The following is a 14,101-nucleotide window of genomic DNA, read 5'->3' as shown; positions in this document are numbered from 1 at the left end:
GTTCCAATTCTCGGAAGTGCTTGAGATTCTGCACGTAATGATCTAACAGAGCAAGCTTTCCCATGGCCCTACTCCCCATTCTTCGCTTTCCCGATGCCCGTTTGAAGAAAATCGCCGCTCCGGTGGAAAAAATCGACGACGGCATTCGCGCCCTGGTAGCCGATATGGCCGAGACCATGTACGAAGCGCCGGGCATCGGCCTGGCCGCCACCCAGGTCAATATCCATAAGCAGGTGGTGGTGATCGACATTTCCGAGGAAAAGAACCAGCTGCTGGTGCTGATCAACGCCCGCATCACCCACAAGGACGGAGTCCAGGTCTATGAGGAGGGCTGCCTGTCGGTGCCCGGCATCTACGACAAGGTGGAGCGGGCCGCCCAGGTCACCGTGGAATACCTGGACCTGGAAGGGCAACCCCAGACCCTCAGCACCGACGGCCTGCTGGCCGTGTGCATCCAGCACGAGCTGGACCACCTGCAGGGCCGGGTATTCGTGGACCACCTGTCCCAACTGAAACAGATGCGCATCAAGAACAAGCTGGCCAAGCAGGCCCGGATCACCGCATGAAGCTGATCTTTGCGGGCACCCCCGAATTCGCGGCCACAGCCCTGGCCGCCCTGATCGATGCCGGGCACCAAATTCCCCTGGTCCTGACCCAGCCCGACCGGCCCGCCGGCCGGGGCATGCAGCTGCAGGCCTCGCCGGTAAAGCAGCTGGCCCTGGCGCACGGACTGGAAGTGTTCCAGCCCCTGTCCCTGAAAAAGGATGCCGAGGCCCGGGACAAAATCGCCGCCATCGGCGCCGACGCCATGATCGTGGCGGCCTACGGCCTCATCCTGCCCCAGGAAGTGCTGGACATGCCCGCCCTGGGCTGCCTCAACATCCATGCCTCGCTGCTGCCCCGCTGGCGCGGCGCCGCGCCCATCCAGCGGGCCATCGAAGCGGGCGACGCAGAAAGCGGCGTCTGCATCATGCAGATGGAAGCGGGCCTGGACACCGGCCCGGTGCTGGCCCGGGCCTGCACCCCCATCGCGCCCGACGACACGGCGGCCAGCCTGCACGACCGGCTGGCGCTCCTGGGCGCCCGGCTGATGGCAGAGACCCTGCCGCGCCTGCCCCTGGCGGGCCAGGTCCAGCCCGAGGCCGGCGTCACCTACGCCGCCAAGATCGACAAGGCGGAAGCCCGGATCGACTGGAGCCGCAGCGCCGCCGAGCTGGATCGCCACATCCGCGCCTTCAATCCCTTTCCCTGCGCCCAGACCACCCTCCAGGAACTGCCGGTCAAGATCTGGGGCGCCCATCCCGTGGCCGGGAGCGGTGAGCCGGGCACGGTGCTGGCCGTGGACAAGGAAGGCATCACGGTGGCTTGCGGCAGCGGCGCCCTGTGTCTGACGGAGCTGCAGAAGGCCGGGGGCAAGCGTCTCCAGGCGGCCCAGTTCCTGGCCGGGCATTCGATCAAACCGAACGATCGCTTCGGCACCTGCGCTTGAATTCGAAGGGTTGGCCCCTATCTAATCCTACGACGCAATCACAGCCTCAAGGAGGTGCACATGTTCAACTGGTTCAAGACCGCCATGCTCATGGCCGCCATCATGGCCCTGTTCGGCGCCGTGGGCGCCGCCCTGGGCGGCAAGCAGGGGATGCTGCTGGCCCTGGTCCTGGGGGGAGGCATGAATTTCTTCTCCTACTGGTTCTCCGACAAGATGGTGTTGAAGATGTACAACGCCCGGGAGGTGGACGAGTTCTCCGCGCCCCAGTTCTACAACATGGTGCGGGAGCTGGCCGCAAAGGCCCGGATGCCCATGCCCAAGGTCTACATCATCGACGAGGCCCAGCCCAACGCCTTCGCCACCGGGCGCAACCCGGAAAATGCCGCCGTGGCCGCCACCACCGGCATCCTGCGCCTGCTCTCGGCCCGGGAAATCCGCGGCGTGATGGCCCATGAACTGGCCCACGTGCAGCACCGGGACATCCTCATCTCCACCATCTCCGCCACCATGGCCGGTGCCATCTCCATGCTCGCCAACTTCGCCATGTTCTTCGGCGGCCGGGACTCGGAAGGCCGGCCGGCCAACCCCATCGTCAGCATCCTGGTGATGATCCTGGCGCCCCTGGCGGCCACGGTGATCCAGATGGCCATCTCCCGGGCCCGGGAGTACGAGGCCGACCGGGGCGGCGCCGAGATCAGCGGCGACCCCGACGCCCTGGCCGATGCCCTGGAAAAGATCAACGCCTACGCCCGGGGCATTCCCATGGCCACCGCCGAGGCCCATCCGGAAACCGCCCAGATGATGATCATGAATCCCCTCTCGGGGGGCGGCCTGCGGGGCCTGTTCTCCACCCACCCCCCGGCCGAGGAACGGGTGGCCCGCCTCAGGGCCATGGCCAGCGGTTACTGAACCGCAACCCTCGCACAAGGGGCCGGCACTGCCGGCCCCTGCTTTTGCGGCTTGCCCGCCAGGGGTGAATCCCCGTATGGTGAGGCTAAATCCCCAGGAGAATCCCATGCAGCTCGCCACCCTGCTCGCCATCTGCTTTGCCATCGCCGCCGGGGCCTTCGCCCTGCAGAACAACAGCCCGGTGGTGGTGCATGTGTTCTTCTGGACCCTGGAAAGCTCCCTGGCCCTGGTGCTCCTGGCCACCCTGGCTTTGGGCGCCCTGATCCTGGCCCTGGTCAGCACCCCGGCCGTGCTGCGGGACCGCTGGCAGCTGGGGCGGCAGAAAAAGCGGATAGGGGAGCTGGAGCGCCTGTGCGAACGCCAGGGTATGGAGATGGCAGGCCTGGCGGCCCGCCTGCCGGAAGCCCGGCCGGTGCAGGATGAGCTGCAGGAGGAGCCGGCACCCGAAACCCCGGCCCCCGCCTCGGAGGACTCAGCTCCCCGTGCCTGAACCGCTACGTCCGAGCCGGTACAGGGCCACCTCGCCGTTCAGGTTTGGCTCCCCGGCCACCGGGCGGCCATCGGCGAAGGCCTGCAGTTCCCGCACCTGGATGCCCTGCTCGGCGCACAGGGCGTCGAAGTCGGCAATGGTGAAGAAGCGCACGTTGGGGGAGTCGTACCACTGGTAGGGCAGATGCCGGGAAACCGGCATGCGCCCGGCGGCAATGGCTTCCCGGTGCGGCCGGTAGGCGAAGTTGGGAAAGGACACCACGGCCTCGTGCCCGACCCGCAGCATCTCCTTCAGGAGCGGCACCGTATGGCGCACGGTCTGCAGCGACAGGGACATGATCACGTGGTCGAAGGAATCATCCTCGAAGCCGGACAGGCCCCGCTCCAGGTCGAACTGCAGCACGTTCACCCCGTTCCGGATGCAGGCGGTGACGTTGTCCGGGTCCAGCTCCACGCCGTAGCCGCGCACGCCCTTCTCCCGCTGCAGGAATTTCAGCAGGGAGCCGTCGCCGCAGCCCAGGTCCAGGACCCGCTCGCCGGGGGTGATCCAGGCGGCGATCCGGTCAAAATCGAAACGTCCGTTCAGGGTCATGGGGCTATCCCTTCCAGGTAGGCAGCCAGGGCGGCGTGGTAATGGGGAGCATCGAGGAGGAAGGAGTCGTGGCCCGCATCGCATTCCACCTCCGCGTAGCTGACCCGGAGGCCGTTATGCAGCAGGGCATAGACGATCTCCCGGCTGCGCTCGGGGGCAAAGCGCCAGTCGGTGGTGAAGGAGGCCACGAAGAAGTCCGCCTGCGCCCGGGCCAGGGCGGCACGCAGGTCGCCGCCGAAGGCGAAGGCCGGATCGAAGTAGTCCAGGGCCTTGGTGGTGAGCAGATAGGTGTTGGCATCGAAGAAGCCGGCGAACTTGTCCCCCTGGTAGCGCAGGTAGGACTCGATCTCGAATTCCACGTCGTAGTTGAAGCGGTGCTCACCGTGGCGGAGCTGGCGCCCGAACTTCTCCGCCATCTGGTCGTCGGACAGATAGGTGATGTGACCCACCATGCGCGCCAGGCGCAGGCCGTTCCTGGGCACCACCCCGTGCTCGTAGTAGTGGCCCCCGTGGAAATCCGGGTCGGACAGGATGGCCTGGCGGGCCACCTCGTTGAAGGCGATGTTCTGGGCCGAAAGCTTGGGCGCCGAGGCGATCACGATGCCGTGCCGGACCCGCTCCGGGTACTCCAGGGTCCATTGCAGGGCCTGCATGCCGCCCAGGGAACCGCCGATCACCGCCGCCCAGGTGGCGATGCCGAGCTGGTCGGCCAGCCGGGCCTGGGCTTCGACCCAGTCTTCCACGGTCACCAGGGGAAAATCCGCCCCGTAGGGCTTGCCGGTTTCCGGGTTGATGGACATGGGCCCGGTGGAGCCGTAGCAGCCCCCCAGGTTGTTCACCCCGACCACGAAGAACTTGTTGGTATCCAGGGGCTTGCCCGGTCCCACCAGGTTGTCCCACCAGCCCAGGGTTTTCTCCGGCCGGGCGGCATCGTGGTAGCCGGCCACGTGGTGGCTGCCGGACAGGGCGTGGCAGACCAGCACCGCGTTGCTGCGGGCGGCATTCAGGGCGCCGTAGGTTTCATAGACGAGTTCGAAGCCCGGCAGCCGGGCCCCGCTCTTGAGCAGGATTTCCTGGTCGAACCGCGCCGTCTGGGGGACGACGAGGCCCACGGATCTGGGATCGTTCATGATGCTCCAAAGCAAAAAACCCAGTCGGCCAAGGCGGGACTGGGTTCTGGTCCTCGCTTTAGCTGTATTTGTATGGCGCCTCGCAAGCTGAGTTCAAAATGGCGCCCCCGGATCGAACCGAGGCTGGAAACAGTACCGGCCGGGCCGGTAATTGTCAATGAAACGGGGCTCAATTCATGGGAGCCGGACTGTTCAGCTTGTCCACCGCCTCGCGGATCCTGGCCGTTTCCTCCAGGCGCAGGATGCGGCGCACCAGGGGAGCCAGTTCGTTCACATCGGCCTGCATCACCCGGCTCTTCACCTCCAGGATCTGGGAGGGGTGCATGGAGAAGGTGCGCAGCCCCATGCCCAGCAGCAGCCGGGTGAACTTGGGAGCGCCGGCCATTTCGCCGCAGACGGAGACCGGGATGCCGGCCTTCTCGGCGCTGGTGATGGTGTGGGCCACCAGCATCAGCACCGCCGGGTGCAGGGGGTCGTAGAGGCTGGATACCTGTTCGTCGGTACGGTCGATGGCCAGGGTGTACTGGATCAGGTCGTTGGTGCCGATGGAGAGGAAGTCCAGGCGGCGCAGGAACATGCTCACGGCCAGCGCCGCGCCGGGAATCTCGATCATGCCGCCCACTTCGATGTTCTCGTCGAACAGGATCTTCTCGCCCCGGAGGCTGGACTTGGCCTGCTCCACGGCCGCCAGGGTGGCGTCGATCTGGTGGGCGTGGGAGAGCATGGGGATCAGCAGCTTCACCTTGCCGTAGCGGGAGGCCCGCAGGATGGCCCGCAGCTGCAGGTGGAACATCTTGGGCTCGGCCAGGGACAGGCGGATGGCGCGCCGCCCCAGGGCCGGATTGGTCTGGGTGCGCTGATGGTCGATGGCCTTGTCGCCCCCCAGGTCGAAGGTGCGGATGGTGACCGGCCGCCCCTCCATGGCCTTGATCACCTTGCGGTAGGCCTCGAACTGCTCTTCTTCCGAGGGCATGTCGCCCCGCCCCAGGAACAGGAACTCGGTCCGGAACAGGCCGATGCCGTCAGCCCCGGATTCCAGGGCATCCTTGGCGTCGGCGGGCAGTTCGATGTTGGCCTGCAGGCTCACCGCCACCCCGTCCAGGGTTTCCGACGGGGCGCTCTTCAGGCGCTTGAGCTTGGAACGCTCCAGCTCGATCTGTTCCTTGCGGAGCCGGTATTCCTCCAGCACCCGCTCGTCGGGATTGACGACCAGCACCCCCCGGGTGCCATCCACGATCAGCAGCTCGTTGTCGCGGATCATGGAGCGGGCGCTGTTCAGGCCGACGATGGCGGGAATCGCCATGCTGCGGGCCAGGATGGCCGTGTGGGAGGTGGCCCCCCCCACGTCGGTGACGAAGGAGGCGAACCGGTGTTCCTTGAAGGCGATCACGTCGGCGGGAGAAAGGTCGTGGGCGACGATGATCAGGTTTTCCTCGGTCACCCCCTTGGCCTTCTTGAGCACGGCACGGCCCGGATGCCCCAGGAGCTCCTTGACCACCCGCTCCACCACCTGCACCACATCGAACTTGCGTTCCTTCAGGTAGGGGTCTTCGAACTGCTCGAACTGGGCCACCAGATGCTCCATCTGCTGCACCAGGGCCCACTCGGCATTGCAGCGCCGCTCCCGGATGATCTGCTTAGGCACTTCCACCAGTTCCGGATCGGCCAGGAACATCACGTGCAGGTCGATGAAAGCGGCCAGCTCCGCCGGGGCGTGCTCGGTGTTCTCCTTCATCGCCGCCAGTTCTTCCCGCACCTTGTCCAGGGCGTGCTCGAAGCGGGCGACTTCCTTGTCCACCAGCCGCGGGGCGATGGTCAGGTGGGCCACCTCCAGGGTGGCGTGGGACATGAGCATGGCCCGACCGATGGCAATGCCACCGGAAACGCCCAGGCCATGCAGGGTAAAACTCACTCGCCTTCTCCAAAACGGTCAGCAATCAGGTCCACCAGGGCCGTCATGGCTTCCGCCTCGTCACTTCCCTCGGTTTCCAGGGTGACGGTGCTGCCTTTGCCGGCAGCCAGCATCATAACGCCCATGATGCTTTTCGCGTTGATGCGCCGGCCATTGCGTTCCATCCAGACCTCGCTGGAATAATGCCCGGCAGTCTGGGTCAGCTTGGCCGAGGCCCGGGCATGCAGGCCCAGCTTGTTGATGATTTCGACTTCCTTGCGCAGCATCAGATGTCCTTCAGCATGTTCAAAACCCCGTCCCGGGCACCACTGACGGCCTTCATCACCATGGTCTCCATACCCTTTTCCCGGTAGGTCAGGGCCCGCAGCAGCATCGGCAGGTTCACTCCCGACACCCCTTCCACCCGGCCCGGCTCCAGGAGCTTGATAGCCACGTTGGCCGGGGTGGCCCCGTAGATGTCGGTCATCACCAGCACGCCCTTGCCGCCGTCCACCTGCTCCAGCATGCGCCGGGCCAGGGGCAGGATGTCCAGGGGATCATCCTGGGCCGCCACGCCCAGCTGCGCCACCAGGGGGGGGCGCTTGTTGAGCACGTGGCAGACGTTTTGCAGCAGGGCTTCACCCAGGGTGCCATGGGTCACGAGCAGGATGCCGATCATGGAAGCGGGCCGATCAAAAAGGGGGGTCTATTCTAGCGAAACCACGACCAAAGGCAGGGGTTTTTACGCCGCCCCGGCTCAGGGCACCTCGGTCATGGGCGGCGGCTTGCCCAGGAAGCTCAGGCGCCCCTTGAGGGCCCGGGTCACCTGGATGTCCCCCGCCGGCCCCACTCGCAGCACCTGGGTGGCGCCCACCTGGCGCGCCGCCGCCTGCCAGTGTTCCGGCCCGGCAATGAAGATGGGCTTGGACAGGGCATCCGAAAGGGTGCCGGCCTTGGGCCCCGGAGGCATCAGCACGGTCACCGCCTGGGTATGGTCGGCCGGCTCGCCGCTGGCGGGGTCCAGCAGATGGCTGTAACGCCGCCCCTGGAGTTCGAAATAGCGCTGGTAATCCCCGGAGGTGCCGATGGCTTCCCCGTCCCGCAGCTCCAGGGTGGCCAGGGGCCCGGGCTGGCGCGGGTGCTGGATGCCCACCTTCCAGGGCTTGCCGTACTTGTCCCCCAGGGCCATGACGTTGCCGCCGATGTTGATCAGGGCATGCTGGATGCCCTGGGCCCGCAGCAGGGCGGCGGCCCGGTCCAGGGCCACGCCCTTCAGGTAGCCGCCGAAATCCAGGGCCAGGGCCGGGTTGCTGCTGCTCACCCGGGGCCCGTCCAGGCGCAGCTGGGCTACCGAGGCGGGCCGGGCCCGCCAGGCGGCCAGGGCTTCCGGGTCGGGCAGCTGGGGCTTGAACTCGTCGGAATGGAAGCCCCAGAGCCGGATCAGCCGGCCGATGCCGGGATCGAAGCGGTAGTCCCCCAGCCGGGCCAGGTCCCGGGCCTCGGTGATGAATTCCAGCATTTCCGGGCTGACCCGGATGGACTTGCCGGCGGCCAGGGCGTCATTCACCGCCGTGAGCTCCGAAGGCTGCCAGGCGTGGTAGGTCCGGTGCAGGCGGTCGAAATCCCGCAGCACGGCAGCGGCGGCTTCCCGGGCCTGTTTTTCCGGGGCACCGGCCACGAGAATCTCCACCCGGGTGCCGAACACATAGGATTCCTGCTGCACCAGGGGCGGCGGCCGGTCGCACCCGGCCAGGCCGATGAGGATCAGGAAGATCAGGCAGAGGCGCGCGAACACAGGTGCTCCAGGGCGGTGACGCAGGCGCCGGCCGCGTCAAAGCCGGTCTGTTGACGAATTTCCACCATGCAGGTGGGGCTGGTGACGTTGATTTCCGTGAGGTGTTCGCCGATCACGTCCAGGCCGACGATCAAGAGGCCCCGCTGCCACAGGATGGGCCCCAGGTGCTCGGCGATTTCCCGATCCCGGGGGGAGAGTTCCTGGGCCACTCCGGTACCGCCAGCGGCCAGGTTGCCCCGGGTCTCGCCGGCCTTGGGAATGCGCGCCAGGCACCAGGGCACGGCCTTGCCGCCGATCAGCAGGATGCGCTTGTCGCCCTGGGCGATCTGCTGCAGGTAGTGTTGCACCATGATGGTCCGGCTGCCCAGCTGGGTCAGGGTCTCCAGAATCGCGTTGCGGTTCGAGTCGTTGCGGTGGATGCGGAACACCTGGCTGCCGCCCATGCCGTCCAGGGGCTTCACCACCACGTCCCGCTGGGCCTCGATGAAATGCTGGATCTGGTTCAGGTCCCGGCTCACCAGGGTGGGCACCGTGTAGGCGTCGAACTCGGCGATGGCCAGCTTCTCGGAATGGTCGCGCAGGGCCCGGGGCTTGTTGTAGACCCGGGCGCCCTCGGCTTCGGCCCGCTCCAGGAGCCAGGTGGCGGTCACGTATTCGGTGTCGAACGGCGGGTCCTTGCGCATCAGCACCGCGTCGAAGGCCCGCAGGGGCATGGCCTCGAAGCCGGATTCCCGGTACCAGTCGTGGTCATCGGGCCGGGTGCGCAGGTGGTAGGCCAGGCCGAACACCCCGGGCTGGCCCGGTTCGGGCCGGTGCCAGCTGAGGCTGGCCGCCTCGATGGCATAGACCTCGTGACCATGCTTTTCCGCCGCCCGCATCATGGCCACGGTGGAATCCTTGTAGGCCTTCAGGGTCGGCAGGGGATCGACGATGAAAGCCAGGCGCAGGGGCCGGCCATTGACGCCGAAGGCCTCCGGGGCGAAATGCAGCTGCTGGGCCATTTCAGCGCCCCGCCGCCGTTCCCGGGACAGGCAGGCCGGGGAACCGGTTCATCTAGGCGGCCTCCAGCTGCAGCGCGGCGGGATCGGTCTGCTCCAGCTCCAGGGCCGCCGCCAGGCAGGCAAGCCGCCCCACCACCCCGTAGGCGTAGAAACGGTTGGGGGGCGCATCCGGGTTCTCACACCGGTCGGGCAGGTTGCAGCCGGTCTCGAAGGCCAGGGGCTGGAACTCCATGCCCGGCGCATTGAGGTTCTCGTCCTTGCCCCGGGCCGTGTGCACCCGGTAGAAGCCGCCCACCACGTAACGGTCGATCATGTAGATCACCGGCTCGGCCACCGCGTCGCGCACCGTCTCGAAGGTGTGCACCCCTTCCTGGATGATCACCTCGGAAACGCTCTGGCCTTCCTTGATGACGCTCATCTTGTTGCGCTGGCGCCGGTTCAGGCCGAGCACCTCGCTGGCGTCGCGCACGGTCATCACCCCCATGCCATAGGTGCCGGCATCGGCCTTGACCACCGCGTAGGGCGTTTCACGGATGTCGTACTCCCGATATTTCTCCCGCACCTGGGTCAGCAGGGCATCCACCTGGGCGGCCAGCTCCTCCTCGCCCTGGCGCTCATGGAAGTCCAGGTTGCGGCAGGCCTTGAAATAGGGATTGATGCGCCAGGGATCGATGTTGATCAGGGCGGCAAACTCCCGGGCCACCTGCTCATAGGCAGCGAAATGCTGGGTCTTGCGGCGGCTGGCCCAGCCCCCGTGCAGGGGCGGCAGCACCACCTGCTCCTCCAGCCCCTGGAGGATGGCCGGCACCCCGGCAGACAGGTCGTTGTTGAGCAGCACGGCGCAGGGGCTGAAGTCAGCCAGGGCCAGACGGTTGCCGCGCCGTACCAGGGGCTCCAGCAGCAGGGACTGCCCCAGGGGCAGCTCGATCCGGGTGGGCTCGCTGATCTCCGGCAGCAGGGTGCCGATGCGCACCTCCAGGCCGGTCTGGGCCAGGATGGTGGCCAGCTGGGCCAGGTTCTGCAGGTAGAAGGTGTTGCGGGTGTGGTTCTCGGGAATCAGCAGCAGCTTGCAGGCCGAGGGACAGAACTTCTCCACGGCGCTCATGGCGGCCTGGACGCACAGGGGCAGGAAGGCCGGATTGAGGTTGTTGAAACCGCCGGGAAACAGGTTGGTATCCACGGGGGCCAGCTTGAAGCCGGCGTTCCTCAGGTCGCAGGAGGAATAGAAGGGAGGCGTATGCTCCAGCCACTGACCCCGGAACCATTGCTCGATGGGGGCGCTCTGCTCCAGGAAGCGGCGCTCCAGTTCCAGCAGGGGACCGGTCAGGGCGGTGGTGAGATGGGGAACCATGTTGCTCCTAGAGGGTTATCGTTATTCTGGCGCTTATCTTACACCGGCCGTCGGCGCCGCCGGGCGGCCCGCCAGGTGTCCAGCCCGCCCACGACGGCGGCCCAGAGCAGCAGGGCTCCCAGCCCGGCGGCCCCCAGGGCCGGCAGGGCCAGGGCCACCACGGTCCAGTGCAGTTCCCGGCTGAGCAGCGCCTCCCCGGGGTCCCGGGGATTGACCCAGGCCTGGGCCCGGCGCCGGTAGAGCAGGTCGGCATAGGCCGCCCGCTGGGCGTCGCCATTGTCCATCCAGACGTGGGGGCCGTAGCGGCTGCCCTGGTAATCCCGCCCCGCCACCCGGTAGCGGTAAGAGACCGCCACCTGGGCGCCCCGGTTCCCGGCACCGGGGCTGGTCCCCAGCTCCACCTGCTCGAGAACCACCGTCACCGGCTGCCAGTCCCGGCTGCGCCAGGCGTCCCAGAGGGGCTGGAGCCCGAGCAGATACACCCCCAGCCCGCCCCCCGCCAGGAACAGCAGGGCCGAGAGCAGCAGGCCCGCCCGCGCCAGGACGCGGCCGGCAGCAGTGGACACATTGGGGATCAGGAAACGCATGGGGCCCGAGTTTAATTCATCGGCCCGGACCCCATGGCCGAAACGGCAACGAACAAGAACGGCCGGGAACTGCGATACTGGCTCCGGCATCAGCAGGGCCGACCCTACCCGCCCCTATCCCGCCCTTGCCGCACTTCTCTTTCCGCCTTCCTTGACATGGCCGGGTAAAATGCCCGGCTTAATCTTTTTTGAAGTTTCCTGGAGTCCGCCGTGCTAGTCGCCGCCAACATCACCATGCAGTTCGGGGCCAAGCCCCTGTTTGAGAACGTCAACGTCAAGTTCGGCGAGGGCTTCCGCTACGGCCTGATCGGCGCCAACGGGGCGGGCAAGTCCACCTTCATGAAGATCCTCTGCGGCGCCCTGGAGCCTTCCGGCGGCAACGTCTCCAAGGAAAAGCACGAGCGCATGGCCTACCTGAAACAGGACCAGTTCGCCTACGAGGAGATGCGGGTGCTGGATGTGGTGCTCATGGGCCACGAGGAGATGTGGGCCTGCATGAGCGAGCGGGACGCCATCTACGCCAACCCGGACGCCACCGAGGACGATTACATGAAGGCGGCCGAGCTGGAAGGCAAGTTTGCCGAATACGACGGCTACACCGCCGAATCCCGGGCCGGGGAGCTGCTGCTGGGGGTGGGCATCCCCACCGAGCTGCACAACGGCCCCATGAGCCAGGTGGCCCCGGGCTGGAAGCTGCGGGTGCTGCTCTGCCAGGCCCTGTTCGCCAACCCGGACATCCTGCTCCTGGACGAACCCACCAACAACCTGGACATCAACACCATCCGCTGGCTGGAGGACATCCTCAACGCCCGGGAGTCCACCATGATCATCATCTCCCATGACCGGCACTTCCTGAACCAGGTGTGCACCCACATGGCGGACCTGGACTACGGCAAGATCACCCTCTACCCGGGCACCTACGACGACTTCATGGAAGCCTCCACCCAGGCCCGGGAGCGCCAGCAGACCGCCAACAGCCGGGCCAAGGACAAGATCAGCGAGCTGCAGAACTTCGTGCGCCGCTTCTCCGCCAACAAGTCCAAGGCCAAGCAGGCCACCAGCCGCCTGAAGCTGATCGACAAACTGAAGCCCGAGGACGTGAAGCCCTCTTCCCGCCAGTACCCCTGGATCCGCTTCGAGTTCGATGAGAAGGAAAAGCTGCATCGCCAGGCCGTGGAGGTGGAAGACCTGGTGTTCCAGTACGAAGGCGGGGACAAGACCTTCTTCAACAAGGCCAGCTTCACCATCAATGCCGGCGACAAGATCGCCGTGATCGGCGAGAACGGGGTCGGCAAGACCACGCTGCTGAAGCTCCTGATGGGCGAATACCAGCCCAGCAAGGGCCACATCAAGTGGGCCGAGAAGGCCAAGCCCGGCTACTACGCCCAGGACCATTCGGCGGAATTCGCCAACCCGGTGTCCCTGACCGAATGGGTGGCCGGCTACGCCCGGGCCAGCATCGAGGATGGCGGCGACCTGGAAACCCTGATCCGCGGCACCCTGGGCCGCCTGCTGTTCTCCGGCGACGAGCAGAAGAAGCCGGTGAACGTGATCTCCGGGGGCGAACAGGGCCGCATGCTGTTCGGCAAGCTGATGCTGCAAAAGCCCAACGTGCTGGTGATGGACGAACCCACCAACCACCTGGACATGGAATCCATCGAATCCCTGAACACCGCCCTGGACCTGTTCAAGGGCACCCTGGTGTTCGTCTCCCACGACCGGGAGTTCGTCTCCTCCCTGGCCACCCGCATCTTCGAGGTGAAGATGGACGGCAGCCTGGTGGATTACCAGGGCACCTACGAGGAATACCTCTCCAGCCAGGGCATCGAATAAATCCGGGCTGCGCCATGCACAAGGGCCGGGATGGCAGCTGCCTCCCGGCCCTTGTCGCATTCAGCCTCCGCCGTTCAACCTAAAAACCTCACCACAGAGACACAAAGACACAGAGAAGTTCAAAAAAACAATGGCTTGCATTATCTTCTGCGCTCACCTAGAAAGTGACCTGGCCTTCCAGGACAAGTCTTTGTTTTTCCTCGGTGTCTCTGTGCCTCTGTGGTTTAACTGAGGTTTTAAGGTTCAAGCCGGTTTCCCCACCACACCGGCATCAGGCAGCCCAGGGGCAGGCTGCTCCTCTGTGCCTCTGTGGTTCAGACCAGGTTTTCAGGTTCAATTCCCGAAGCGCCGGTTGAAATCCTCCAGCAGCTGGTTGAGCACGAAGGGATCGCTGCAGCTGTGGTGCATGCGCACGGCCAGGGGCATCAGCAGCCGGCCGGCGACCTCGTAGCGCTGGCCGAAGTAGAAGCAGCTCTGACCTATCATCTGGTCCTGGCGCCAGTGCAGGGTCATGCCGGTGAAGCGCAGCTGGGGCAGGTGGCCCATGAAGTGGGCATAGCTGAACGCGTCATCCCCCTCCTGGTTTCCGCCGCCGGCATCGGGATGCCGCAGCCATGCCAGGCGCTCCCGGTACAGAGCCAGGAAATCCCCCAGTTCCAGTTGCTGCACATCTTCCAGCACCAGGCTGCGAAAGCGGGTCGGGCCGCCCACGGCCACGGGGATGAACAGGGGCGGGTTGCCCAGGCGGTACCACCTGCCCTCCACACAGCGCAGATTGAAGGAATCATGCTGCGCCAGGGTCTGGGTCAGATGCCAGACCAGGAAGGCGAAGAAGGAGGCACGCGCGCCCTCCGGCAGGGCCAGATAGGCGGCGTGGGCGCGGCTCACGTCCAGTTGCAGGGTCAGGTCCACGTGGGGATTCTGGGCCACGGGCTCGCTGAAGAAGGGCAGGGCCCAGGCCAGCCAGGAGCCCAGGCTGGCGGGGTCTACGGCTTCGGGCTGGTAACGGGAAGGAATGGGAGGGAGCATGATCC

15 protein-coding genes are annotated in these 14,101 nt (G+C 66.3%); 5 read left to right on the top strand and 10 right to left on the bottom strand.

The window, feature by feature from the left end; genetic code table 11:
• The first annotated feature begins 62 nt into the window (after nucleotides 1–62).
• The 4 genes from def to G474_RS20345 all read left to right on the top strand — a co-directional run bounded on the left by def (nucleotide 63) and on the right by G474_RS20345 (nucleotide 2,888).
• Nucleotides 63–566, top strand: coding sequence for a peptide deformylase (def, locus tag G474_RS0109680; protein ID WP_026686794.1), 504 nt, complete (start codon nucleotides 63–65; stop codon nucleotides 564–566).
• Nucleotides 563–1,489 (top strand): methionyl-tRNA formyltransferase, encoded by a 927-nt coding sequence (fmt, locus tag G474_RS0109675; protein ID WP_026686793.1) that lies wholly within the window; start codon nucleotides 563–565, stop codon nucleotides 1,487–1,489. Before def ends, fmt begins: the two co-directional genes overlap by 4 nt.
• Before the next feature lie 60 nt (nucleotides 1,490–1,549).
• The gene (gene htpX / locus G474_RS0109670; RefSeq protein WP_026686792.1) at nucleotides 1,550–2,398 is read left to right on the top strand and encodes a zinc metalloprotease HtpX; all 849 of its coding nucleotides are present in this window, start codon (nucleotides 1,550–1,552) and stop codon (nucleotides 2,396–2,398) included.
• A gap of 106 nt (nucleotides 2,399–2,504) precedes the next feature.
• The gene (locus G474_RS20345) at nucleotides 2,505–2,888 is read left to right on the top strand and encodes a lipopolysaccharide assembly protein LapA domain-containing protein (RefSeq protein WP_051282197.1); all 384 of its coding nucleotides are present in this window, start codon (nucleotides 2,505–2,507) and stop codon (nucleotides 2,886–2,888) included.
• Here G474_RS20345 and metW read toward each other — a convergent pair.
• The 9 genes from metW to G474_RS0109620 form a co-directional block, all read right to left on the bottom strand.
• Nucleotides 2,871–3,479 (bottom strand): methionine biosynthesis protein MetW, encoded by a 609-nt coding sequence (gene metW, locus G474_RS0109660; protein ID WP_026686791.1) that lies wholly within the window; start codon nucleotides 3,477–3,479, stop codon nucleotides 2,871–2,873. The two genes, G474_RS20345 and metW, sit on opposite strands and share 18 nt — an antisense overlap.
• Nucleotides 3,476–4,609 (bottom strand): homoserine O-succinyltransferase MetX, encoded by a 1,134-nt coding sequence (gene metX / locus G474_RS0109655; RefSeq protein ID WP_026686790.1) that lies wholly within the window; start codon nucleotides 4,607–4,609, stop codon nucleotides 3,476–3,478. The genes metW and metX overlap by 4 nt, the downstream gene beginning before the upstream one ends.
• Before the next feature lie 169 nt (nucleotides 4,610–4,778).
• On the bottom strand, nucleotides 4,779–6,521 hold the full coding sequence (ptsP, locus tag G474_RS0109650; protein ID WP_026686789.1) for a phosphoenolpyruvate--protein phosphotransferase: 1,743 nt from the start codon (nucleotides 6,519–6,521) through the stop codon (nucleotides 4,779–4,781).
• A complete protein-coding gene (locus G474_RS0109645; RefSeq protein ID WP_026686788.1) occupies nucleotides 6,518–6,787 on the bottom strand; it encodes an HPr family phosphocarrier protein in 270 nt (89 codons plus the stop codon). The genes ptsP and G474_RS0109645 overlap by 4 nt, the downstream gene beginning before the upstream one ends.
• Complete coding sequence (locus tag G474_RS0109640) at nucleotides 6,787–7,179, bottom strand: PTS sugar transporter subunit IIA (RefSeq protein ID WP_026686787.1); 393 nt, start codon at nucleotides 7,177–7,179, stop codon at nucleotides 6,787–6,789. The genes G474_RS0109645 and G474_RS0109640 overlap by 1 nt, the downstream gene beginning before the upstream one ends.
• A 78-nt stretch (nucleotides 7,180–7,257) precedes the next feature.
• Nucleotides 7,258–8,295 carry an FAD:protein FMN transferase gene (locus tag G474_RS0109635; RefSeq protein ID WP_245589338.1) on the bottom strand — a complete coding sequence of 346 codons (1,038 nt, stop codon included), beginning with the start codon at nucleotides 8,293–8,295 and terminating at the stop codon, nucleotides 7,258–7,260.
• Nucleotides 8,274–9,296, bottom strand: coding sequence for a glutathione synthase (gene gshB, locus G474_RS0109630; RefSeq protein ID WP_051282196.1), 1,023 nt, complete (start codon nucleotides 9,294–9,296; stop codon nucleotides 8,274–8,276). The genes G474_RS0109635 and gshB overlap by 22 nt, the downstream gene beginning before the upstream one ends.
• Nucleotides 9,297–9,348: 52 nt before the next feature.
• Nucleotides 9,349–10,647 (bottom strand): glutamate--cysteine ligase, encoded by a 1,299-nt coding sequence (gene gshA / locus G474_RS0109625; RefSeq protein ID WP_026686784.1) that lies wholly within the window; start codon nucleotides 10,645–10,647, stop codon nucleotides 9,349–9,351.
• A gap of 38 nt (nucleotides 10,648–10,685) precedes the next feature.
• Entirely contained in the window at nucleotides 10,686–11,234 is a 549-nt protein-coding gene (locus G474_RS0109620; RefSeq protein WP_026686783.1) for a DUF3592 domain-containing protein, read from the bottom strand.
• 210 nt (nucleotides 11,235–11,444) lie between these two features.
• Between G474_RS0109620 and G474_RS0109615 the strand changes: the two genes are divergently transcribed.
• Nucleotides 11,445–13,067 carry an ABC-F family ATPase gene (locus G474_RS0109615; RefSeq protein ID WP_026686782.1) on the top strand — a complete coding sequence of 541 codons (1,623 nt, stop codon included), beginning with the start codon at nucleotides 11,445–11,447 and terminating at the stop codon, nucleotides 13,065–13,067.
• A 333-nt stretch (nucleotides 13,068–13,400) separates the two neighbouring features.
• Here G474_RS0109615 and G474_RS23355 read toward each other — a convergent pair whose 3' ends face one another.
• Nucleotides 13,401–14,096 carry a CatA-like O-acetyltransferase gene (locus G474_RS23355; protein WP_043463934.1) on the bottom strand — a complete coding sequence of 232 codons (696 nt, stop codon included), beginning with the start codon at nucleotides 14,094–14,096 and terminating at the stop codon, nucleotides 13,401–13,403.
• Between the last annotated feature and the right edge of the window lie 5 nt (nucleotides 14,097–14,101).

Source organism: Azovibrio restrictus DSM 23866 (assembly GCF_000429665.1).
Taxonomy (GTDB): Bacteria; Pseudomonadota; Gammaproteobacteria; order Burkholderiales; family Rhodocyclaceae; genus Azovibrio; species Azovibrio restrictus.
Note: the sequence above shows the minus strand (reverse complement) of the source record. Positions and strands in the feature narration are given on the sequence as shown.